Below are 21,992 nucleotides of genomic sequence, written 5' to 3'. Positions count from 1 at the left end.
ACATTGGCGCGAAAGGGCCGCACCGGTCGCAGGCACAATGGGGACATGTCCCGACGCAGTTCACGCGGTGCGAGCCGCCCCCTGAACCGGCCCGCCGCCACGCCCCTCGCCGCCGCATCGCCCTGCCCGTGCGGACTCCCCGCCGCGTACGGTGAATGCTGCGGCCGATTCCACTCCGGCGCGGCCGCCGCGCCGACGGCCGAGCTCCTCATGCGCTCGCGCTACAGCGCGTTCGTCGTGCGGGACGCGGCGTACCTGATGCGCTCGTGGCACCCGGACACGAGGCCGCGGAGCCTCGACCTCGACCCGGACATGCGCTGGCAGGGGCTGGACATCCTGGCCACCACTGAGGGAAGCGCCTTCCACACCACCGGTACGGTCACCTTCCGGGCCCACTACACCCACCGGGGCGAGCCCGGCGACCTGCACGAACAGAGCCGCTTCACACGTCACGAGGGCGCCTGGGTATACCTCGACGCGGTCTTCACCCACTAGCGGTCTTCACCCATCAGCGGACTTCGCGCACCAGCGCTCTTGAGCACCCCGAGCCCGCCGTCCCCTTGGTCCCGCTCTGGGGGTGTTTGTGGTCACGTGGGAGGGGTACTGCGGACGAAATGGCGGCGGTTCGCCGGGAACCCCATGCACCACCACCCATGAACATCGGGAGGCACGCCATGGACGGCATCACCGCGCTGGAACTCGAAGCGCTCTGGGACGATTTTCACCGGGTGGTGAACATGACGTCGCAGGAGCTGAGTGACTGGCTGCGGACCAGTGGCGCCGACGAGAGCGGCGAGCCGCTGCCCGAGCGGGCCGGGACCGACAAGGGGCGGCAGGTGCTCGCCATCCTGCGCAAGCGGCGCACGGATCTCACCGAGGACGACGTCGCGGTCATGCGGCAGGTGGTGGAGACCGTCAGCGCCCAGCGGCGCACCGACCTCGAACCCACGGCGGGCGACAGTGTCTGGCGGCGCCGGCTGATGACGCTGGGGCACGACCCCCTCAAGCCGGCATGACCGCCGCGTCAGGCGCCCGCGCCCGCTCCGGAGGCGGTGGCCACGGTGGCCGGCAGCGCACCGTCCGGGACCTGCTCGACGCCCACGGGCGCACGTACGCGGCCGAGGCCGGCATCCGGCTGCGCGACACACCACAGCCGCTCTACCGCCTGCTCGTACTGTCCTGCCTGCTGAGCGCCCGTATCCAGGCTCCGATCGCCGTGGCCGCCGCCCGCGCGCTGAACGACGCGGGCATGCGCGACGCGCGCCGCATGGAGAGTGCCACGTGGCAGCAGCGCGTGGACGCCCTCGGCGAGGGCGGGTACCGCCGTTACGACGAGCGGACCGCGACACAACTCGGAGACGCGGCGCGGCTGGTTCTCGACAAGTACGGCGGCGACCTGCGCCGCCTGCGCGAGGCCGCCGACGGCGACCCGGAGGCGCTGCGGCGCCTGCTGCGCGAGGTGCCGGGACTCGGTCCGGCGGGCGCGGACATCTTCCTGCGCGAGGTCCAGGCCGTGTGGCCGGAGGTGGCCCCGCACTTCGGGGCGAAGGCTCTCCAGGGCGCGGAACGCCTCGGGCTTCCCCCGGACCCGGCCGCGCTGGCCGGTCTCGTCGCCGAGGGGGAGGTGACCGCGCTGGCGGCGGCGCTGGTACGGGCCGCACTGGACCGGCACATCGCGGCCGAGCTGCGCGACCAGGACTGACCCCGGACACACGCCACGCGGGCGAGGATTGATCCCGGACACGGCATGCCGCGCGGGCGAGGGCTGATCCCGGACACGCTGCGCGGCGCCGGTGATGCAGCCGCCCCGCGCGCGCGTCCGGCGGCTCAACTTCCCTGGCGGGCACCGCGACAGGACACCACAGGGCACCCTGGTGGCGTGACCTCACTTCCCCACCAGGGGCAACACGGCCCCCACGAGCAGCACATGATCGTCAGCGGCGACGACGCGCTCGCGCACCGGCTGGCCGCCGAACTGCGCGAGGTGTACGGGGAGCGGGTGACCCTCCTCGTGCCGCCCGCCCGCGAAACGCGTCACGCCCCCGCACCCCTCACAGGACGCGGGCCGGGCCGGGCGTCCGCCCTCTTCGGGCGGGTGTCCGCCGTCGTGAACCGCACCGGCGCCGCGCCTCCGACCGCCCGTGGCGCGGACACCGAGGACGAGCGGCCCACGGACGCCGTACGCGTGGTGGAGGCATGGGAGCTCGACGACCTCGTACTGGCGGAGGCGGGCGTGGAGCGGGCCGCCGCGCTCGCCCTCGTCCACGACGACGACGAGACCAACATCCGCGCCGCGCTGACCGCCCGCCGCCTCAACCCCCGTCTGCGGCTGGTCATCCGGCTCTACAACCGCAAACTCGGCCAGCACCTCGAAGAGCTCCTCGACCAGGCCGCCGCTCTTGCCTCGCCCGGACTCGACGCCGCCGCCCTCGACGCCGCGACCACCGTGCTCTCGGACGCCGACACCGCCGCCCCCGCCCTGGCCGCCACCGCCGTCGCGGGCACCAGCAAGGTCGTCCAGGCCGACGGACTGCTCCTGCGCGCCGTGGAACGCAACCCACCGGCCCGGGGTGAGGTCGCGGACCCCGGGATCTGCACGCTCGCCCTGCTCTCCTCCACCACCACCGACCCCGCCGGCGCCGAGGGATCGGACCGCAGCGGCGAGGAGGCGCCGCGTCTGCTGCCCGACGACCGCAGTGTCGCCGAGGCCACGGGCCGGGGCACCATCGTGCTCGAAGCGATCTCCCACACCGGCACGACGCCGCCGCCGGGCCCGCTCGCCGGTCGGGGCCTTCCGCTCTCCGAACTCTTCTCCCGCCGGCTGCGGTGGGCGATCTCCGGCATCGCGGCCGCCGTACTCGGGCTCGCCGTCGCGTCCTGGCTCACCACCGGCGACCATCCGCTGCACGCCGCGTACGTCACCCTGCTGGACCTCTTCGCGATCAACGACCCGGCGGTCGGCGCCCCGCCCGGGCGTCAGATCCTTCAACTCCTCGCCGGACTGGCCGGGATGCTGCTGCTGCCCGTGCTCGTCGCCGCCGTCCTCCAGGCCCTCGGCGCCCTGCGCAGCGCCTCCGGACTGCGCCGCCCGCCCCGGGGACTCTCCGGCCACGTCGTCCTGCTGGGCCTCGGCAAGGTCGGCACCCGCGTACTGGCCAGGCTGCGCGAACTCGACATCCCGGTGGTGTGCGTGGAGGAGGACCCCGAGGCGCGCGGCATCGCGCTCGCCCGCCGCCTGCGCGTACCGACGGTGATCGGCGACGTCACGCAGGAGGGTGTACTCGAAGCCGCCAAGATCCACCGCGCGCACGCCATGCTGGCCCTCACCAGCGCCGACACGACCAACCTCGAAGCCGCCCTGTACGGCCGCTCGGTCAAGGCCGACCTGCGCGTGGCGCTGCGCCTGTACGACGACGACTTCGCCACCGCCGTCTACCGCACCCTGCGCGCCGCCCACCCCCGCGCCCTGACCCGCAGCCGCAGCGTCTCCCACCTCGCGGCACCCGCCTTCGCCGGAGCGATGATGGGCCGTCAGATCCTCGGTGCCATACCGGTCGAACGTACGGTGCTGCTCTTCGCCGCCGTGGAAGTGGCGGGCCTGCCGCAGCTCGAAGGCCGGACGGTCGCCGAGGCGTTCAGTTCCGGTGCGTGGCGTCTCCTGGCCCTGGACACCGCGGCCCCCGACGGCCGCCGCGACGACCTCGGCTCCGCCCGCGCCGCCGACGAGGACGGCGGCGACGCCGGGGGCCGGGGCGCGGGACGACCGCCGCGCCTGGTGTGGGACCTGCACCCCGGCTACGTCCTGCGCTCCGACGACCGCGTCGTCCTCGCGGCCACCCGCCGTGGCCTGGCCGAACTCCTGGGCCGTACGCCCGCGCCGCGCACCGGCTCGGCGTCGCGCTGACAGCGCCGTGCGGCCCGGTCCCTATGCTCCTGTCATGCCGAGTGGCCGCGTCGAGGAGCCGTCAAGGGGCCGTCAACGGCACAGCTACAGGCATCCACAAGCACCAAGACGCATCGAGACCCATCGAGAAGGCGTCAGGAACCCGGGGAAGCGTGTGACAGAGGCCGAAATATCCGAGGAGTATCTGGCCGGGTACGCGCGGATCCTGGCGGACGTCTCCGCCACCGGCCGCCGTCTCACCAGGGACGAGCTGGACTCGCGGCGCGCCCTCGGGGAGCAGGCCGCCGAAGCGGGGCACGGCCTGCGCGCGCTGGTCGGGCGCCACCTGGCCGCCACCCGCGCCGCCTGGCCCGGGGCGTCGGCGGCGCCGGACCGGGTGCTCGCGGCGGTGGAGCAGGTCGTCGACGCCTTCGCCGAGGGCTACGAGCGGGCCCAGCGGCTCGCCGTACGCCAGGAGGAGGCCGCCCGCCGCGAGTTCATCGACGATCTCCTCCACGGCCGCAGCGACCTCGGCCGCCTCGTCGCCCGCGCCGAACGCTTCGGCCTGCGCCTGTCCCAGGCCCACGCCGTCGCCGTGGCCGAAGGGCCGGAGGCGTACGAGGACACCGACCACGTCACCCGCCGGGTGGACCGCGAACTCCTCGGCCGCTTCGGCGACCGCCGCATCCTGCTCGCCACCAAGGACGGCCGGCTCATCTGCATCGTGCCCGGCGACCAGACCGACGTCCTCAACCACTTCGCCAAGCAGGCCCACGCGGCCACGGACGGCGGCCGGGTCGCGATCGGCCGCGCGCACCCCGGCGCGGGCGGCGTGGTCCACTCGTACGAAGAGGCTCTGAACGCCCTCGAACTGGCCGACCGGATGGCACTCGACAGCCCGGTGCTCCGCGCCGCCGACCTCCTGGTCTTCCCGGTCCTCACTCGCGACCGGCAGGCGATGGCGGACCTGGTGCTCAGCGCGCTGGGACCGCTGCGGTGCGCCCGCGGCGGCGCCGAACCGCTGCTGGAGACGCTGAGCGTGTACTTCGACGCGGGCTGCGTGTCGGCGGAGGCCGCGCGCCGGCTCAGCCTGAGCGTACGGGCGCTGACCTACCGGCTGGACCGCATCCACCGGCTCACGGGGTCCGACCCGGCCGACCCCATGCACCGCTACACCCTCCAGACGGCGGTGATCGGCGCCCGGCTGCTGGAATGGCCCGCCAAGGAGATCTGACGCGGGGGGCCGGCGCGCGGGTCGATACCCTGGGCGCCGTTGTGATCCGTGGGCACCATGAGGAGAACCAGAGTGGCCGAGTCCGTCATACCGCCGCCCGACCCACTCGCTCCCAGAGGCACGCCTCTCGGGGCGTCGCGGCGCGGGATCGTCCGGTGGTTCGCGGCTTTTGTCGCCTTCGTCGCGCTCGTTCATTCGAGCATGCTGCTGCTCTACGTCGCCACGGACTTCCCGCTCTCCAGGGCCTACTCCCAGCAGGTCAACGGGTGGATGCGGCCGCTGTTCCCGCAGGACTGGAGCATCTTCGCCCCGGAGCCCTCCAAGTACAACCAGCACCTCGAAGTGCGCGCGAACGACGACGGTGAGTTCGGCCCGTGGATCGACCTCACCGCGCACGACAACGCCGCGTACCGGGGTGAACTGCTCCCCAGCATCGAGGACCAGCTCGTCCTGCGCCGGGCCGTGTCCCAGTACCGGACCAACGCGGCACGCGCCAACGCCGACCGGGCCACCGGCCGCTCCGCGCGCTATCTGCTGAACGTCGTCCTGGTGCGGCTCGACGACATGGGCGAGGAGCCGGGACAGGCCGTACAGCTGCGCCTGAAGAGCACCCGCATACCGCCGCCCGGAACCCCGGGCGACGCCGCCGACACGCGCCCGCGGTACGAGACCCTCGGATACTGGAAGGTCCGGCCATGACCGTACGCGCAGCACTCTCCCTGGGGCTGGAGTCCGCCGGTGGCCTCGGCCGCCAGGTCCGGGACACCGCCCGGAAGCTGACCCTCCAGCCGCTCGCGCCCTACAGCGCGGCGGCGATCCGTATCGGCCTCGGCGGCCTGTACCTGATCCACCTGCTCCGCGAATCGGTACGCGCCGACCGTCTGTGGGGGCCGGGCTCCCCGTTCACGGCCGACCTCTTCGAGCGGACCATGGAGGCACGCGGCCTGGACGGCGCGTTCTCCTGGTGGTACTCGCTCCTCGTCACCGACAGCGCTCTCGTCTTCTGGGCCTGGTACGCGCTGGCCGTCGTCGCCAGCGCGCTGCTGATGCTCGGCTGGCGCACCCGCGCGGTGACCGTGCTCTTCTGGTTCCTCGTGGTGGCGTTCTACATCCGAGGGTCGATGGCCAACAGCGGCTGGGCGCTGCTGAGCCTGCTGTTCGCCAACTTCCTGCTCTTCATCGCCTCGGGCCGCCACTGGTCGCTCGACGCCCGCCGCCGCGCCCGCAGGGCGAAGGAGGGGAAGAAGGCAGCCGGGTCGCGGTTCGTCTTCTGGGGCGAGGAGACGGAGGAACTCCGCCGCCGCCTGGTCACCGTCCTGCACAACGGCGGCATGGCGATGATCGCGCTCCAGGTCATGGTGATCTACGCCTCCGCCGCCATGTACAAGATCCAGGGCGAATCGTGGCGCAACGGCACGGCTCTCTACTACTCGATGATGTACGACGACTTCTCGACCTTCCCCGAGCTCTCGGCCTGGGTCGCGAGTCACGGCACCTTCGCCGCCCTCATGGCCTACGTCACCGTCTTCTCGCAGATGCTGTTCCCGGCGCTGGTGTTCAACCGGCGGCTCAAGTACTGCATCCTCGTCATCATGCTCAGCACGCACATCGGCATCGGCCTGCTGATGGCGCTGCCGATGTTCTCGGCCATCACGATCGTCGGTGACCTGGTGTTCCTGCCGACCACCTTCTGGCTCGCCGCGTCGCGGCTGGTCCGCACGGCGCGGGCGGCTCCGGAGGAGGAGACGAAGCCGCCGGAGCCCGTTCCGCCACCCAGGAACGCGGCGGACGCCGGGGTCGGTTCGACGGCGTAACGCCGGAGCGGTCCGGTTCAGCGGCGGCCGGCTCCCAGGAGTTCGCCCTGGGCGAGGTCCTCGACGAGCAGCCGCTTGGCGATCGCGTCGACGGCGGCCATCAGCTCCTCGTTGCCCGGCCGGCCGCCGTCCATCTCCAGCTGGTCGCCGAGCCACCGCCCCCAGGCCGCGCCGATCACCTCGGCCTCCCGCTCACCCGCCGGGGTGTGCGAGAGCAGGTTGCCGTCGCGGGTGAGGTAGCCCTCGTCGACCATCCGGTCAAAGACCGGCAGCAGCACCTCCGGCGGGACATTGCGGCGGGCGGCGATCAGCCCGAGGCTGGCGTGTCCGACGAGGCGGGTCAGCAGCGCCACCTGCATGACCGCCCAGGCGCCCGCGATGTCCAGCCGGGTGTCGGAGCCGCTGACGATCCACCGAGCCGTGTCCGGCCCCTTGGCGCGGAGGATCTGCGCGACGGACAGCTCCAGCAGCTTGGCCGAATCGCCCGACATGGGCGACGCGAACCCCTCACCCATGTCGGTGGACCCGGCGCGGGCGGTGTCACGCAGTTTGACCTGCTTGAGGAACAGCGACACCACGAAGCCGACGACCGCGACCGGGACCGTCCACAGGAACACCGTGTGCAGCGAGTCGGCGTACGCCTGCACGATCGGCTCCGCCTGCGCGGGCGGCAGCGCGTGCACGCCCTCCGGGCTCTGCGCGGCCCCGGTCAGGGCCCCCGGGTCCGCCCCGCCGGCGCGGGCGGCCTCGGTGACGCCCGCGGTCAGGTTGGGCCGCAGGGAGTTGGCGTAGATGGTGCCGAAGACGGCGGTGCCGAACGACATGCCGAGCGTACGGAAGAAGGTGACGCCGGAGGTGGCCGTCCCGAGGTCGGAGTACTCGACGGTGTTCTGCACGGCGATCGTCAGGACCTGCATGCACAGGCCGATCCCGACGCCCAGCACGAACATGTAGAGCGACTCCAGCCAGGTGCTGGTGCCGGTGTCCATCAGGGACAGCAGGAGCAGGCCGATGCCCATGACGAGCGAGCCGACGATCGGGAAGATCCGGTACGTGCCCGTCTTGCTGACGACGTTGCCGCTGAAGACGGACGCGATGAGCAACCCGACGATCATGGGGAGCGTACGGACGCCCGAGACCGTGGCGGAGTCCCCGTCGACGTACTGGAGATACGTCGGCAGGAAGATCATCGCGCCGAGCATCGCGAAGCCGACGACGAAGCTGAGGATCGAGCACACGGTGAAGACCGGGTTCGAGAACAGCCGCATGGGCAGCATGGGCTCGACGGCGCGCGTCTCGGCGTAACAGAACAGCGCGAGCGCGATCAGGCCGCCCGCGAAGAGGCCGATGATGACGGCCGAGCCCCAGGCGTACTCGTTGCCGCCCCAGCTGGTCGCCAGGATCAGGGCGCTCGCGCCGACCGCCACGAGCGCGATGCCGAGGTAGTCGATGACCGGGCGGGCAGCCGAGCGCACCGCGGGGATGTTGCGGGCGGCGGCGATGACCACGACGATCGCGATCGGCACGTTGACGTAGAACGCCCAGCGCCACGTCAGGTGGTCGGTGAACAGGCCGCCGAGCAGCGGGCCGATGACGGTGGCGACGCCGAAGACCGCGCCGATCGCGCCCTGGTACTTCCCGCGCTCGCGCAGCGGGATGACGTCGGCGATCAGCGCCATCGAAGTGACCATCAGCCCGCCCGCGCCGACGCCCTGGAGGGCGCGCCAGGCGATCAGGAGGGTCATGTTGCCGGAGAGGCCGCACAGGAACGAACCGGTGATGAAGACGACGGCCGAGACCTGGAAGACGAGCTTGCGGCCGAACAGGTCGCCGAACTTCCCGACCAGGACGGTGGCGACGGTCTCCGCCAGCAGGTAGGCGGTGACCACCCACGACATGTGTTCGGCGCCGCCGAGTTCCGCGACGATGGTCGGCAGGGCGGTGCCGACGATCGTCTGGTCCAGAGCGGCCAGCAGCATTCCGAGCATGATCGTCCCGAAGACGATGTTGCGCTGCCGGCGGTCGAGCACGGGCGGCGCCGAGGCCGCCGCCCGTGCGGGTACCGGGGCCGTGGCCGGGCTGGTCTCGCGGGTGGTGGTCACCCTTGCACCCTCACACCGGCGAGTACGACACGCACGCGCTGACGGTCCGTACGCCGTACGGCGGCGCCGCGCACACCATTTCCCCACAGGGCCCGGTGCACCACGACGGGGTCATGGGTCCTCGTACTGGGCAGGCTTCAGCGACGGGTGGGCACACCGGGCTGAGGGGGGCGGCATGGCGGACTTCGCGGTGATCGGCGGCGGCATCGGAGGACTCGCGACCGCGCTCTTCGCGGCCCGGCGCGGCCACCGGGTGACCGTCTTCGAACGCGACGCCCGCGCCCCCGGGGGCAGCCGCTCCGCCCTGGACGAGGACTTCTTCGGCTGGCGGCGCCCCGGCGTACCCCAGGCCGCCCAGCCGCACCTGATGCTCGGCGCCGCCCGCTCCGTGCTCCGCGCCGAAGCCCCCGACGTCTACGCCACGATCATGCGGCTCGGCGCCCGCGAACGGCACGAGCTGGACTGGTTCGAGGAACGGCCCCCGGCCCGCGCCGGCGACGAGCACCTGGTGATGGTCCAGGCGCGCCGCATCGTCGTCGAGACGGCGCTCACCGAAGCGCTGCGTGCCGAGCCGCGCGCCGCCCTGCGCTACGGCGAGCCCGTCACCGGGCTGCTCGTCGACCCGTCGTGCGCGCCGCCGCGCGTACGCGGCGTACGGACACCCCTCGGGGCGTACGAGGCCGAGCTGGTGATCGACGCGGGCGGCCGCCGGTGCGCCTCGGGGGAGTGGCTGACCGCGGCGGGCTGCCGCCCCCCGGTCGTGGAGCGCCACCGTACCGGCATCGCGTACTTCTGCCGCTGGTACCAATTGCCCGCCGGCCGTACGGACGGCCCCTCCCGGCCCTGGACCGTCTCCGGAGGAAGCTTCGCCGGCTGCGCCGTCTTCCCCGCCGACAACGGCCTGTTCGCCGTCACCCTTTTCGTGCACACCGAGGACCCGACGCGTGGCGCCCTGCGCGACCCCGCCGTCTTCGAGGCGGCGGCCCGCACCTTTCCGCCCGGGGAGGCGTGGCTGGAGCTGGGAGCCCGGCCGCTCTCCCCGGTGCTCGCGACCGCCGGCCTCGACAACCGCTGGAGCGCCCTGGTCGACGAACAGGGACCCGTCGCCACCGGCATGGTCGGCGTCGGTGACGCCGTCACGCACACCAACCCGACCATCGGGCAGGGGATGTCGCTCGCGCTGTGGGCGGCCCGCCGGCTCGCCCTGGAGACGGACCCGGGCGCGGGGCGCGACCGGGGCCACGGCAGGGAGCCCCGCCCGGCCCCCGGGTCCCCGGACTTCGTCGCCGAGCACTACGCCTGGGCCCTGCGCACCCTCAAGCCGTGGTTCGACTTCCAGGTCACGGCGGACCGCGCGATCGGCGAGCGTTTCGCCGCCCGGGAGTTCACGGCGGGCCCCGCCCGGCATATGGCCGCGCTCTTCGAGTGCGCCCAGGAGGACCCGGAAGTGATGCGGGCGCGCGCCAGGGTCCGGCACCTCGTGGCGCCGCCCCCCGAAGCGTACGGAGCCCCCGAGGTCAGGCGGCGGGTGGAGGCGTGGCTGGCCGCGCACCCCGGTTACCTGCCGAGCGCGGCCGGCCCCGACCGCCGGGAGTGGGACAAGATCACCGCCCCCTGAGCCCGGCTCCGCGTCACCGCGTCCCGAGGACGTCCGCGAGGTCGTAGCTCACCGGCTCCTCCAACTGGGCGTACGTACAGCTCTCGGGCGTACGGTCCTCACGCCACCGGCGGAACCTGGCCGTGTGCCGGAACCGGTCGCCCTCCATGTGGTCGTACGCCACCTCGCACACCGCCTCCGGACGCAGCGCCACCCACGACAGGTCCTTTTTACCGGACCAGCGGCTCGGGGCGCCCGGCATCCGGGAGCTCTCGTGGGCCCTCTCGTCCGTCCAGGCCGCCCACGGGTGGCCCTCCGCCTCCGGCGACTCCATCCGCAGCGGCCCCAGCTCGTCGATCAGCTCCTGGCGGCGGCGCATCGGGAACGCCGCGCACACCCCGACGTGCTGAAGGCGGCCAGCGTCGTCGTAGAGGCCGAGCAGGAGCGAGCCGACGACGGCGCCGGTCTTGTGGAACCGGTAGCCGGCGACCACGCAGTCCGCCGTGCGCTCGTGCTTGATCTTGTACATCAGGCGGGTGTCGGGTCGGTACGGCATGGACTCCGGCTTGGCCAGCACCCCGTCGAGACCCGCCCCCTCGAAGTGCTCGAACCACTCCCTGGCCACCTCGATGTCCGTCGTCGCGGGCGCCAGGTGGACCGGCGGCGGCGCGCCTTCCAGCGCCCCGGCCAGCGCGCTGCGCCGGTACCCGAACGGGGCGTCGAGCAGGGCCTCGTCGTCCAGGGCCAGCAGGTCGAACGCGATGAAGCTCGCGGGCGTCCGCTCGGCCAGCGTCCGCACGCGCGAGTCGGCCGGATGGATGCGCTCGCTCAGGCGGTCGAAGTCGAGCCGGCCGTTGTGGACGACCACGATCTCGCCGTCCACGACGCAGCGGGGCGGCAGCGCCGCGCGCAGCGACTCGACCAGCTCCGGGAAGTAGCGGACCAGCGACTTTCCCGTCCTGCTGCCGATCTCGATCTCGTCGCCGTCCCGGTGGACGATCGCGCGGAACCCGTCCCATTTGGCCTCGTACTGCATGCCGGGCCCAGGCGGGATGGTGGCCACGGCCTTGGCCAGCATCGGTTTCACGGGTGGCATCACCGGGAGATCCATGGCTCGATTCTGCGACTGTTCGCACCGGATCGCCCGACATGGACACCGTGTGTCCCGGTGTGCGGCAAAAGCCCGACCGGCTTAGCGTGGCGGACATGGGTGAAGCGGTGGAGCTGCATGCCGGAGAGCGGACCGTACGGCTGTCGAGTCCGGACAAGATCTACTTTCCCGAGTCCGGCTACACCAAGTGGGACGTGGCGCAGTACTACCTCGCCGTGGGCGACGGGATCACCCGCGCCCTGCGCGACCGCCCGACCACCCTCGAACGCTTCCCCGAGGGCGTCGGCGGCGAGTCCTTCTTCCAGAAGCGGGTCCCCAAGAACCTCCCCGACTGGATCCCCACCGCCCGGATCGCCTTCCCCAGCGGCCGCACCGCCGACGAGATGTGCCCCACCGAGACCGCCGCCGTGCTCTGGGCCGCGAACCTGGGCTGTTTGACCTTCCACCCCTGGCCGGTACGCCGCGACCGCCCCGAGCACCCCGACGAACTGCGCATCGACCTGGACCCCCAGCCCGGCACGGACTTCGCGGACGCGGTCAGGACCGCGCACGAACTCCACGCGCTGCTCGACGAGCACGGCCTGCGCGGCTGGCCCAAGACCTCCGGGGGCCGCGGACTGCACGTGTACGTGCCGATCGAGCCCCGGTGGACGTTCACCGAGGTACGCCGCTGCGCCATCGCCGTCGGCCGCGAGCTTCAGCGGCGCATGCCCGAGCGGGTCACCACCGCCTGGTGGAAGGAGGAGCGGGGCGAGAAGATCTTCGTCGACTACAACCAGACGGCGCGCGACCGCACCATCGCCTCCGCGTACTCCGTACGGCCGCGCCCGCACGCTCCCGTCTCCGCGCCCCTGACCTGGGACGAGCTGGACGAGGCCGACCCTCGCGCGTTCGACATCGCCACCATGCCCGTGCGGTTCGCCGAGCTCGGCGACGTACACGCGGACATGGACGACCACGCATTCGGGCTGGAGAGCCTGCTGGAGCTGGCCCAACGCGACGAACACGACCACGGCCTGGGCGACATGCCGTACCCGCCGGACTACCCGAAGATGCCGGGCGAGCCGAAGCGGGTCGCGCCGAGCAGGGCGAAGCACGAGGACGCGTGAGCCACCGATGACCGGCGCACCGGAAGAGGCGGGGGAGGCGTCGCACGGTGCGCACGGCAGACCGCCGACCCGCGCCGAGAAGTGGGCGGCCTTCAAAGAGTCACCGTTCCTGCCCGCCCTCGTCCTGGTGTTCATCCTCGCCCTCGCCGCCGGGCTCTTCGCCGGCTCCTACACGTACACGATGGCCAACCCCACGCCGCACCGGATTCCCACCGCGGTGGTCGGGAGCCTGGAGAGCGGCGGCGGGCGGGCGTTCGTCACCGGCATGGAGAAGGCGCTCAACACCTCACTCGTGCTGACCCGTTACGCCACGTACGCCGGGGCGCGCGACGCCGTCGACGAGCAGGACGAGTTCGCGATCCTGCGGCCCCGGGGCCCGGGCGTGGAACTCGACGTGGCGGGCGCGTCCGGCGCCTCCGTCGCGCAGGTCCTCGCCGAAACGGGCGCGGAGGTAGGTCAACGGACCGGCGTACCCGTCGTGATCAGGGACATCAAGCCCCTCCAGGACGGTGACCCGCGCGGGCTCGCCCTCTTCTACATCTCGCTCGCGGCCGTCATCATCGGGTTCGTCGGTGCCATCCAGCTCAGCGTCCACGCCCGCGGCCTGAATCCGGCCGAGCGCATCGCCTTCACCCTCGCCTACGCGCTCCTGGGCGCGTTCGCGATCGCCGCCACGGTGGACTGGCTGCTCGGGGCGCTCGACCTGCCGTTCGCCGAGTCGTGGTTCATCCTGGCGCTGACGATGTTCACATCGGGCATGGTCTTCACGATGTTCAACACCCTCATGGGCCGCTGGGCGATGGTCCCCACCTGGGGGCTGATGGTGCTCCTCGGCAACCCGTCGTCGGGCGGCGCGGTGTCCTGGCCGCTGCTGCCGTCCGCACTCGGCCACATCGGCCGGTGGCTGCCGCCGGGCGCCTCCGTCAACGCGCAGCACACGGCCGTGTACTTCCAGGGCCACCAGCACCTCTTCCCCTTCCTGGTGCTGGCCGCCTGGTCCCTGGTCTCCTGCACGGTCTTCTGGGTCTACCGCCACCGTCACCCCGGCGGACGCGACCGCGTGCCCGCGCACGCCGCCGAGCCCGCCGGGGCGTAGGCCGCGGTCCCCTACAGCTCCTTGACGCGGATGTCGCGGTACGAGATCACGTCGGTGGTCCCGTGGACCTGGAGGCCGATGTAGCCGGAGGCGTACCGCCGGCCGTCCGTCCCCGGGTCGTCGGCGCGCGGCGGGGAGAAGTCCTGCCCGCCGTTGTTGTCGAACTCGTTGATCAGGACACCGTTCCTGAAGACCGAGTAGTGCTGGCCCTCCACCCGGATCTCGTAGTCGTTCCAGGTGCCCTTGGGCGTGACGCCCGCCCCGCCCAGGCCCACCCGGTCGAAGCCGTACACCGAGCCGGTCTTGTACATGTCGCCGTCCGGGCGGTCCAGGATCTGCACCTCGTGCCCGTACTTGATGGCGACCCACTCCGGACGCGGCTCCTCCGGATGGTCGTGGACCTGCGGGAAGCGGACGAAGACACCGGCGTTGGCGTTGCCCGTGCCGGGGGCGTCGTCGCGCCAGCGCAGCTTGAGGGAGAAGTCCTCGTAGCGGCGCTCCGGGAACCACAGCATGCCCATGCCGGGCGTCGTCGTGCTGCTCGTCATCGAGCCGTCCGCGTTCAGGCCGAACGAACCGCCGCCCACCTGCTGCCACTTGGCGAAGGAGGACCGCGTTCCGTCGAACAGGTCGCGGTACCCGGCCGTCTGACCCGGCTTGCCGATGCCGGACTGCCTGGCGGCGCGGTAGATCTTCCGGTGCTCCCGCTCGTCGATCACACCGTCGTACAGCAGCTTGTCGAGGACCTTGTCGACGTGCTTGAGGAACAGGGCCTGGGAGGTCCACTCCCGCTCGTCCTCGATCAGCTCGTTGATGGTGCACCGGCTGCGCGTGATGCGATTCGGTACGCCCGTGTCGACCGTGCCGACGATGACGGTCAGCCGCTCGTCGTGCTCCGGGCAGTTCGGCGCGGGTACGCCGCCGCCCTCCGCGACCGTGAAGGCCACCTGCTTGGCGACGGACGTGTTGCCCGCCTTGTCGGTCGCGCGGTGGGAGACCGTGTGCCGGCCGACGCGGTCGACGATCACCGGCACGGTGTACGCCAGGTACGGGCCGCCGTCCAGCGAGTACTCGACCTTGTCGACGCCCGAGCCGCCCGCGTCCGTCGCGGCGAGCGCCACCTTGGCGCTGGTGATGTACGCGCCGTCGGCGTTCTTGTCGCCGGTCACCGTCGCCGTCGTCTCCGGCGGGGTCTTGTCCTCGGTCGGCGGGGCGACGACGGTGAAGTCGACGGCCTTCTCGGCGGCGGTGTTGCCCGCCTTGTCGGTGGCCCGGTACCGGATCTTGTGTGTACCGACCTGGTGGACCATGACCGGGCCGCTGTACGCCGTCCAGGCACCGGACGCCCCGAGCGCGTACTCGATCGTGTTGACGCCCGAACCGGCGTCGGACGCGGTCACCGTGACCGTCGCCATGCCCAGGTAGCGGCCCTCGGGATTCTTCTCACCGCTCACCGTCGCCGAGGTCTCCGGCGGGGTCTTGTCGTCGGTCGGCGGGGCGACGACGGTGAAGTCGACGGCCTTCTCGGCGGCGGTGTTGCCCGCCTTGTCGGTGGCCCGGTACCGGATCTTGTGCGTACCGAATTGGTGGACCATGACCGGCGCGGTGTACGGCTGCCACGCGCCGTCCGCCCCGACCGCGAACTCGATCCTGTCCACGCCCGAGCCCGCGTCGGTCGCCGCCAGCGTCACCGAGGCGTGTCCGACGTACGCGCCGTCGGCGTTCTTCTCGCCCTCCACCTTCGCGGAGGTCTCCGGCGCCGTGGTGTCCTCGCCGCCGCCCTCGGTGACGGTGAGAATGCCCTGCATCGAGCCGTGCCCCGGGATCGTGCAGTGGTAGAAGTACCGGCCGGGGGTGAGGGTGACGGTGGCGGTGTGCCGGCCGCCCTGGGCGTCACTCGGGTTGGCGAGCATGTTCAGCTGTACGTCGTTGTTGTACTCGGGGTCGGAGACGTCGAACGTCAGCGTGTGCGGCATCCCGGTCGTGTTGCCGGTCGCCGCGCTGTTCTCGAAGACGATCGTCGTCTCGCCTGCCACCGCCGTCCTCGGGAAGGTCAGGTAGCGGTCGATCGGGTCGCCGGCGGTCCAGGTGAGGGTCTGAGCGGCGGCGGCCCGCGTCGCCGCCCCGCCGTCCTCGCGGCCGTACGCCGCCGTCGACGTCAGGCCGAGGACCATCAGCAGGGCGGCCGCGAGCGCCGTCCACAGGTGAGGAGCTCTTCGTTTCAGCTTCACTGCCTACTCCGCCTTCCTGGCCAGGTCGGCGGCGGCCGGCGTCGGCTCGCCGCCCTTGTACGTCACGCGCCACAGCGCCGACTTGGCGTCCGAGGTGAAGAACCCGCGCCCGTAGTCGAGGACGTAGAGCGAGCCGTCCGGCGCGAACTTCCAGTCCATGAGGTTGCGGATGCCGTCCGCGCCCACCGGAATGATCTTCTTCAGGGACTCGGCGTGCGTGGGAAGCCCGCCGTTGCCCACGGTCTTAGGGTCGGTCAGCACCGCGTGGCGCGGCTGGTCGCCGTCGTAGAAGTCCCCGACGAACCACTTGCCGTCCCAGTACGACGGCCACTTGCCCTCGCTGTCGCTCGCCGCGTCGTACCGGTAGACCGGGCCGTTCATCGTCGCCTGGCCGCCGCCCTTGAGCCACGGCAGGAGGATCTTCTGTTCCTCCTGCTTGTAGCTCGGCACGCCGTTGGCATCGCGCGGGTAGTCCACGCCGCCACCCTGGGGCGAGTACCAGATGGTGTTGGGCGTGACGGGCGGGAGGTTGACCAGGCCGTCGTTGTTCGGGGACTCGTTCTTCGGCTTGGCGCAGTCGTACCAGCCCAGCGGCTTGGCCGGGTCGGGCAGATTGCGGTCGCGGTACGGCTGGTTGTTGCCCATGCAGTACGGCCAGCCGTGGTTGCCCGGCTTCGTGATCGCGGCGAAGGTGTCGTACTTCGCAGGGCCCCAGGTGGTGCTGGGCGCCCCGGCGTCCGGGCCGACCCAACCGGCGTACAGGATGTCGGTCTTCGGATCGACCGCGATACGCGCCGGGTTGCGCACGCCCATCACATAGATCTCGCCGCGCGTCTTGCCGCCGCCCTCGTCCGGCTCCCTGCCCGTGAAGAGATTGCCCTCGGGGAGCGTGTACGTACCGTCGTCCTCGGGTGGATCCGCAGGATTTTGCCGTTGAGGTTGTTCGTGTTGCCGGCGGTACGGCGGGCGTCCGCGAAGGACACGCCCTTGAAGTTCGGCTCCGGGTTGTTGCCGGAGTAACCGTCGCTGAAGCGCGAGGAGTTGTTGTCACCCGTGGCGATGTAGAGGTTCTGCTTCGAGTCCCACGCCAGGCCGCCTCCGGAGTGGCAGCAACTGTGGATCTGCACCGGCCACTTCAGCAGGACCTTCTCGGAGGCGAGGTCCAGCTTGTTGGTGGCGAGGTCGAGCGTGAAGCGGGAGACGCGGCGCTCGGCCATGTGCGTGTCGCGGTTGATCCGCGAGTGGGGTGTGTAGTGCAGGTACACCCAGCCGTTGGTGAGGAAGTCCGGGTCCGTCTCGACGCCGAGCAGCCCCTCCTCGTTCTTGACCAGCTCGTCGCCGCCGCCCTTGTTGCCGAAGACGGTGAGGGCGCCCGCGAGCGTCACCTTCTTCGTCTTCGGGTCGTAGACGTGGATCTGGCCCTGGCCCTTGCCGATGTCGGGGTTGTTCCAGTCGGTGACGACCGGCGCGTTGCCGTCGCCGCCGCCCCGGCCGATGTAGATGACCCGGCCGTCCTTCGCGGTCACCAGGCCGTGCGGCTCACCGATCTGGTCCGACTGGCCGGGCTGGTTGGGCGCGGTGAGGCGCTCGGCCTTGTAGTGGGCGTTGACGCCCGCCTTGCAGTCGGCCCGTACGAGGCGCGTCGTCCACTGGAGGGCGCCGCGCAGGTGGTCGCGGAAGTCCGCCTCCTGGAAGGACTCGGCCGTACCGCCCATGCCGGTGTAGAAGGACCGGCCGCCGTCGTAGTCCCGGCACCAGGAGACCGGGTGGTCCCAGCCGTTCGCGCTCGTCCCGGGCTTGTACGTCGCCTCACGGACGCGCGCCACGGTGTGGACGTCCCCGGACGGGTTCTTCGTCCAGTTCAGCCACTTGTCGGGGCGCTTCCACTGGAGCGGGAGAGCCTTGGCCGCCGGGTGCTGCCGGTCGCCGACCTCCACGGTCGCGCGCTGTACGCCGGTGGGCCCGCCCGAGGCGGGCCGCGCCCCGATCAGGCCGCCGAACCAGTCGGAGTACGGTTCGGTGCGCGCCGCGTCGTGAATCCCGAGGAAGCCGCCGCCGGCCTCCATGTACGCCTCCAGCCCCGCCTCCTGCTCGGGATCAAGGACGTCGCCGCTGCCGGTCAGGAACACGACGGCGTTGAACTTGCCCAGTCGGGCGGCGGTGAAGACGCTCGCGTCGTCCGTGGCTTCGACGCGGAAGCGCTGCGCCGCCGGGCCGGACCGGCCGATGGCCTCGATGGCCTCGATGCCGGCGTTGACGGTCGGTGGCTCGTCGGCGCCCGCCGAACCGTGGAAGACGAGCACACGGACGTTCGCGCCGCCGGGCGGAGACGGCAGTGCGGGGAGCGACAACGTTGTCGTGGGCGGAGGCTCCGGGTACGGCCTGGCGGCGGCCGAGGCGCCGCCGAGCAGGCCGGTTGCGACAACTCCCGCTGTCAGCAAGGCCGTCAGGCCGCTTCGGCGTCTTGACCGGTGATGTGGTGCGCGCTGCATGTGTTCACCCATCCCTCAGTGGTCACAGGAACAGCCGATGAAGCTAGACCTCTTTTCGCGACGCGCCAAGAGGTATGACCGTAATGCCGCCAACTTTGTCCTTGGTGTGGATGAACTGGGGCGCTCCCGCTACGGTGTGCCCGTCAATCTCCGGTACGCGCGTGGGGAGTTCGGACCATGGACAGACGAAGCTTCAACCGGCGGCTGCTGGCAGGCGGAGCCGTCGCGGCGACCGGCGTGACATCGTTGTCGCTCGCGGGCTCCGCGAGCTCCGCGGCGGCGGAGGGCCCGCCGAGGACCGCTCCGGCCGGCGGTCGGGTCCACCGGCTGAAGATGTACGCCGAGAAGCTCCCCGACGGGCAGCTGGGCTACGGTTTCGAAAAGGGCAAGGCGTCGGTGCCGGGGCCGCTGATCGACATCGTCGAGGGCGACACCGTGCACATCGAGTTCGAGAACACGCTCGACGTGCCCGCGAGTCTCCATGTGCACGGCGTCGACTACGACATCGCCAGTGACGGCACCAGACTGAGCAGGAGTCATGTCGAGCCCGGCGGGACCCGGACGTACACCTGGCGCACGCATCTCCCGGGCCGGCGCAAGGACGGCACCTGGCGGAGCGGCAGCGCGGGGTACTGGCACTACCACGACCATGTGGTGGGCACGGATCACGGAACGGGTGGGATCCGCAAAGGGCTCTACGGCGGAGTGATCGTCCGGCGCAAGGGCGACATCCTGCCGGACAAGACCTTCACCATCGTCTTCAACGACATGACGATCAACAACAGGCCGGCGCACCAGAGCCCCGACTTCCGGGCCACCGTGGGGGATCGCGTCGAGATCGTCATGATCACGCACGGCGAGTTCTACCACACGTTCCACATGCACGGTCACCGCTGGGCCGACAACCGCACCGGCCTGCTCACCGGCCCCGACGATCCCAGCCGGGTGGTCGACAACAAGATCACGGGGCCGGCCGACTCGTTCGGTTTCCAGATCACCGCCGGGGAACACGTCGGCGCGGGAGCCTGGATGTACCACTGCCATGTGCAGAGCCATTCCGACATGGGGATGGCCGGACTCTTCCTCGTGGCGAAACCCGACGGGACGATCCCGGGACACGAACCCCACCACCCGCCGGAGCACGCGCACTAGGACCGGCTGATTCCGGCCTGCGGGGGGCGTTGACCGGACGTTGAGAAGACGTTGAGCGGATGTTGATCCATCGGGGGAAGGGTGGGGAGCATGTCCATCAACATCACTCACGAGCCCGAACTCTCCTGGCAGGAGAGCGCACTGTGCGCTCAGGCCGGGCCCGAGTTCTTCTTCCCGGCCCCCGGCAGCTCCACCCGTGAGGCCAAGCAGCTCTGCGGCGCCTGCGAAGGGCGGGTCGCCTGCCTGGAGTACGCGCTCACGAACGACGAGCGGTTCGGCGTCTGGGGCGGACTCTCCGAGAAGGAAAGACTGGGCCTCAGGCGCGGCGCGACGCGCTGACCGTACGCCCCCTGGCACGTCGGCTCACCGCCGTACATGCTGAGATCCGCACCGTCCGCGAACCGCCAGGGGGAGACGCGTTGAGCAGCAACGGCGACATGAGGGCGTACGACTACGTCGTCGTGGGGGCCGGATCGGCAGGCTGTGTGCTCGCCGCCCGCCTCTCCGAGGACCCCACCGTGCGCGTCGCGCTGGTCGAGTCGGGCGGCCGGGACCGCAAGGCCGAGATACGGATCCCCGCGGCGTTCCCCAAGCTCTTCAAGACGCCGTACGACTGGGACTTCACCACCGCCGGGCAACCGGAGCTGGGCGACCGCGAGCTGTACTGGCCGCGCGGCCACGGGCTGGGCGGCTGCTCGTCGCTCAACGCGATGATGTGGGTGCGCGGCCACCGCGACGACTACGACGCCTGGGGCGAGGCGGCCGGGGCCGAGTGGTCGTACGACGGGATCGAACCCTTCTTCCGGCGGGCGGAGCGGTGGACGGGCGACACGTCGGCCGTCGGCGGCCGCTCGGTGTACGGGACGGCCGGGCCGATGTTCGTCGCGCCGCCGCGCGACCCGAATCCGACCACCGCGGCCTTCCTCGCGGCCTGCCGGGGAGCGGGGCTGACGGAACTCCCGGAGCTGAACGGTCCCGACCCCAGCGGGTTCTCCCCGACTCCGGTCAACCAGCGCGCGGGGCGCAGGTGGAGTACGGCCGACGGCTACCTGAAACCGGCCGCGCGGCGCCGGAACCTGGACGTGGTCACGGGCGCGCGGGTACGGCGGCTGACCTTCGACGGCACCCGGGCCAACGGCGTGGTCACGGAGGGCGGCGCGGTGCTGCGGGCCCGGCGGGAGGTGATCCTGAGCGCGGGCGCCATCGGGTCGCCGCACCTGCTGATGCTCTCCGGCATCGGCGACCCGGACCACCTCCGGGAGGCCGGGATCGAGCCGCGGGCGGAATCCCCGGACGTCGGCCGCCACCTCCAGGACCACCTGTCCACCGCGGTCGCCATGCGCTGCCCGCTGCCCGTGACCCTGACGGGCGCGGACACGCTCGCCAACGTGGGCCGCTTCCTGCTGTCCGGGCGCGGGCCGCTCACCTCCAACGTCGGAGAGGCCGTCGCGTTCGTGCGCAGTACGCCCGGACTGGCCGCCCCCGACATCGAGCTGATCTACGCCCCGGTGCCCTTCCTCGAGCACGGCCTCACGCCGCCGGCCGAGCACGGCGTCACCATAGGGGTCGTCCTGCTCCAGCCGGCGAGCGAGGGACGCGTCACCCTCACCGACGCGCGGGTGGCCACCGCGCCCCGCATCGACCCCGGGTATCTGACGGACGTGTCCGACCTGCGGCGGCTGATGGCGGGCGTGCGCACGGCCGAGGCCCTGTTCGCGGACAGCGCGTTCGCGCCGTACACGGCGGGCCCGATGGCGCCCTATCCCGGCATCGTCGACGACGAGGCGCTGGCCCGGTCGGTGCGGGAGTCCTGCGAAACGCTCTACCACCCGGTCGGCACGTGCCGGATGGGGTCCGACGAGGGGTCGGTGACCGATCCGGGGCTGCGGGTCAGGGGAGTGGAGGGGCTGCGCGTGGTGGACGCCTCGGTGATGCCCCGGATCACGCGGGGGCACACGCAGGCACCCACGGTGGCGATCGCCGAGAAGGCGGCGGAACTCGTCCGCGAGGACGCCCGGGTGCGGCGGCCGGCTTCCTGACCCGCGGGGACAGCCTGGCCCGCTGAACCTGCCCGACCTGCGGAAACAGCCGCGCCGCCACCCGGTACAGGGCGTACGTGACGCGGCCTGTGCCGTGGTGACGGCGTACAGCCGACAAGGGGGAGCGCCGGG

General features: G+C 71.9%; 16 protein-coding genes and 1 pseudogene. 13 read left to right on the top strand and 4 right to left on the bottom strand.

The features are described from left to right. The first annotated feature begins 45 nt into the window (after positions 1-45). The 7 genes from AS594_RS06145 (at position 46) to AS594_RS06115 (ending at position 6,931) form a co-directional block, all read left to right on the top strand. Positions 46-495 (top strand): YchJ family protein, encoded by a 450-nt coding sequence (locus AS594_RS06145; protein ID WP_069933336.1) that lies wholly within the window; start codon positions 46-48, stop codon positions 493-495. Between the two features lie 158 nt (positions 496-653). Beyond that, positions 654-1,016 carry a DUF3140 domain-containing protein gene (locus AS594_RS06140; protein WP_240508951.1) on the top strand — a complete coding sequence of 121 codons (363 nt, stop codon included), beginning with the start codon at positions 654-656 and terminating at the stop codon, positions 1,014-1,016. Continuing rightward, the gene (locus AS594_RS06135; RefSeq protein ID WP_069926052.1) at positions 1,013-1,702 is read left to right on the top strand and encodes an endonuclease; all 690 of its coding nucleotides are present in this window, start codon (positions 1,013-1,015) and stop codon (positions 1,700-1,702) included. Before AS594_RS06140 ends, AS594_RS06135 begins: the two co-directional genes overlap by 4 nt. A 225-nt stretch (positions 1,703-1,927) precedes the next feature. Beyond that, positions 1,928-3,904, top strand: a complete 1,977-nt coding sequence (locus AS594_RS06130; protein WP_069926051.1) for an NAD-binding protein — start codon at positions 1,928-1,930, stop codon at positions 3,902-3,904. Positions 3,905-4,058: 154 nt separating this feature from the next. Continuing rightward, the gene (locus AS594_RS06125) at positions 4,059-5,117 is read left to right on the top strand and encodes a PucR family transcriptional regulator (RefSeq protein ID WP_069926050.1); all 1,059 of its coding nucleotides are present in this window, start codon (positions 4,059-4,061) and stop codon (positions 5,115-5,117) included. A gap of 72 nt (positions 5,118-5,189) precedes the next feature. Next, positions 5,190-5,816 (top strand): DUF5819 family protein, encoded by a 627-nt coding sequence (locus tag AS594_RS06120; protein ID WP_069926049.1) that lies wholly within the window; start codon positions 5,190-5,192, stop codon positions 5,814-5,816. Beyond that, the gene (locus AS594_RS06115; RefSeq protein ID WP_069926048.1) at positions 5,813-6,931 is read left to right on the top strand and encodes an HTTM domain-containing protein; all 1,119 of its coding nucleotides are present in this window, start codon (positions 5,813-5,815) and stop codon (positions 6,929-6,931) included. The genes AS594_RS06120 and AS594_RS06115 overlap by 4 nt, the downstream gene beginning before the upstream one ends. Before the next feature lie 17 nt (positions 6,932-6,948). Here AS594_RS06115 and AS594_RS06110 read toward each other — a convergent pair whose 3' ends face one another. Further along, positions 6,949-9,033 carry an MDR family MFS transporter gene (locus AS594_RS06110; RefSeq protein WP_069926047.1) on the bottom strand — a complete coding sequence of 695 codons (2,085 nt, stop codon included), beginning with the start codon at positions 9,031-9,033 and terminating at the stop codon, positions 6,949-6,951. Positions 9,034-9,208: 175 nt separating this feature from the next. On the opposite strand from AS594_RS06110, the gene AS594_RS06105 reads away from it, so the two are divergent. After that, a complete protein-coding gene (locus AS594_RS06105) occupies positions 9,209-10,651 on the top strand; it encodes an FAD-dependent oxidoreductase (protein ID WP_069926046.1) in 1,443 nt (480 codons plus the stop codon). 13 nt (positions 10,652-10,664) lie between these two features. On the opposite strand, the gene AS594_RS06100 is transcribed toward AS594_RS06105, so the two are convergent. Beyond that, complete coding sequence (locus tag AS594_RS06100) at positions 10,665-11,741, bottom strand: ATP-dependent DNA ligase (RefSeq protein ID WP_069926045.1); 1,077 nt, start codon at positions 11,739-11,741, stop codon at positions 10,665-10,667. Positions 11,742-11,836: 95 nt separating this feature from the next. On the opposite strand from AS594_RS06100, the gene ligD reads away from it, so the two are divergent. Then, positions 11,837-12,850 carry a non-homologous end-joining DNA ligase gene (gene ligD, locus AS594_RS06095; RefSeq protein WP_069930310.1) on the top strand — a complete coding sequence of 338 codons (1,014 nt, stop codon included), beginning with the start codon at positions 11,837-11,839 and terminating at the stop codon, positions 12,848-12,850. 7 nt (positions 12,851-12,857) lie between these two features. Beyond that, positions 12,858-13,946, top strand: coding sequence for an ABC-2 transporter permease (locus tag AS594_RS06090; protein WP_069926044.1), 1,089 nt, complete (start codon positions 12,858-12,860; stop codon positions 13,944-13,946). Between the two features lie 11 nt (positions 13,947-13,957). Here AS594_RS06090 and AS594_RS06085 read toward each other — a convergent pair whose 3' ends face one another. Together AS594_RS06085 and AS594_RS06080 are read right to left on the bottom strand one after the other, a co-directional pair. Next, entirely contained in the window at positions 13,958-16,120 is a 2,163-nt protein-coding gene (locus AS594_RS06085) for an OmpL47-type beta-barrel domain-containing protein (RefSeq protein ID WP_079144917.1), read from the bottom strand. 60 nt (positions 16,121-16,180) lie between these two features. Continuing rightward, positions 16,181-18,669, bottom strand: a pseudogene (locus AS594_RS06080) (ThuA domain-containing protein). A gap of 177 nt (positions 18,670-18,846) precedes the next feature. Between AS594_RS06080 and AS594_RS06075 the strand changes: the two are divergent. The 3 genes from AS594_RS06075 (at position 18,847) to AS594_RS06065 (ending at position 21,860) form a co-directional block, all read left to right on the top strand. Continuing rightward, complete coding sequence (locus AS594_RS06075; RefSeq protein WP_069933337.1) at positions 18,847-19,821, top strand: multicopper oxidase domain-containing protein; 975 nt, start codon at positions 18,847-18,849, stop codon at positions 19,819-19,821. A gap of 90 nt (positions 19,822-19,911) precedes the next feature. Then, positions 19,912-20,160, top strand: a complete 249-nt coding sequence (locus AS594_RS06070) for a WhiB family transcriptional regulator (protein ID WP_069926041.1) — start codon at positions 19,912-19,914, stop codon at positions 20,158-20,160. Between the two features lie 98 nt (positions 20,161-20,258). After that, the gene (locus AS594_RS06065) at positions 20,259-21,860 is read left to right on the top strand and encodes a GMC family oxidoreductase (protein ID WP_069933977.1); all 1,602 of its coding nucleotides are present in this window, start codon (positions 20,259-20,261) and stop codon (positions 21,858-21,860) included. The last annotated feature ends 132 nt before the right edge of the window (positions 21,861-21,992 follow it).

The organism is Streptomyces agglomeratus (assembly GCF_001746415.1).
Lineage (GTDB): Bacteria > Actinomycetota > Actinomycetes > Streptomycetales > Streptomycetaceae > Streptomyces > Streptomyces agglomeratus.
Note: the sequence above shows the minus strand (reverse complement) of the source record. Positions and strands in the feature narration are given on the sequence as shown.

Excerpts from the sequence above, each read along its gene's own strand:
- AS594_RS06115 (WP_069926048.1), top strand. The coding sequence starts at position 5,813 with ATGACCGTACGCGCAGCACTCTCCCTGGGGCTGGAGTCCGCCGGTGGC.
- AS594_RS06085 (WP_079144917.1), bottom strand. The coding sequence starts at position 16,120 with ATGGTCCTCGGCCTGACGTCGACGGCGGCGTACGGCCGCGAGGACGGC.
- AS594_RS06130 (WP_069926051.1), top strand. The coding sequence starts at position 1,928 with ATGATCGTCAGCGGCGACGACGCGCTCGCGCACCGGCTGGCCGCCGAA.
- AS594_RS06100 (WP_069926045.1), bottom strand. The coding sequence starts at position 11,741 with ATGGATCTCCCGGTGATGCCACCCGTGAAACCGATGCTGGCCAAGGCC.
- AS594_RS06145 (WP_069933336.1), top strand. The coding sequence starts at position 46 with ATGTCCCGACGCAGTTCACGCGGTGCGAGCCGCCCCCTGAACCGGCCC.
- AS594_RS06135 (WP_069926052.1), top strand. The coding sequence starts at position 1,013 with ATGACCGCCGCGTCAGGCGCCCGCGCCCGCTCCGGAGGCGGTGGCCAC.
- AS594_RS06070 (WP_069926041.1), top strand. The coding sequence starts at position 19,912 with ATGTCCATCAACATCACTCACGAGCCCGAACTCTCCTGGCAGGAGAGC.
- AS594_RS06090 (WP_069926044.1), top strand. The coding sequence starts at position 12,858 with ATGACCGGCGCACCGGAAGAGGCGGGGGAGGCGTCGCACGGTGCGCAC.
- AS594_RS06065 (WP_069933977.1), top strand. The coding sequence starts at position 20,259 with ATGAGGGCGTACGACTACGTCGTCGTGGGGGCCGGATCGGCAGGCTGT.
- AS594_RS06140 (WP_240508951.1), top strand. The coding sequence starts at position 654 with ATGAACATCGGGAGGCACGCCATGGACGGCATCACCGCGCTGGAACTC.
- AS594_RS06105 (WP_069926046.1), top strand. The coding sequence starts at position 9,209 with ATGGCGGACTTCGCGGTGATCGGCGGCGGCATCGGAGGACTCGCGACC.
- AS594_RS06075 (WP_069933337.1), top strand. The coding sequence starts at position 18,847 with ATGGACAGACGAAGCTTCAACCGGCGGCTGCTGGCAGGCGGAGCCGTC.
- ligD (WP_069930310.1), top strand. The coding sequence starts at position 11,837 with ATGGGTGAAGCGGTGGAGCTGCATGCCGGAGAGCGGACCGTACGGCTG.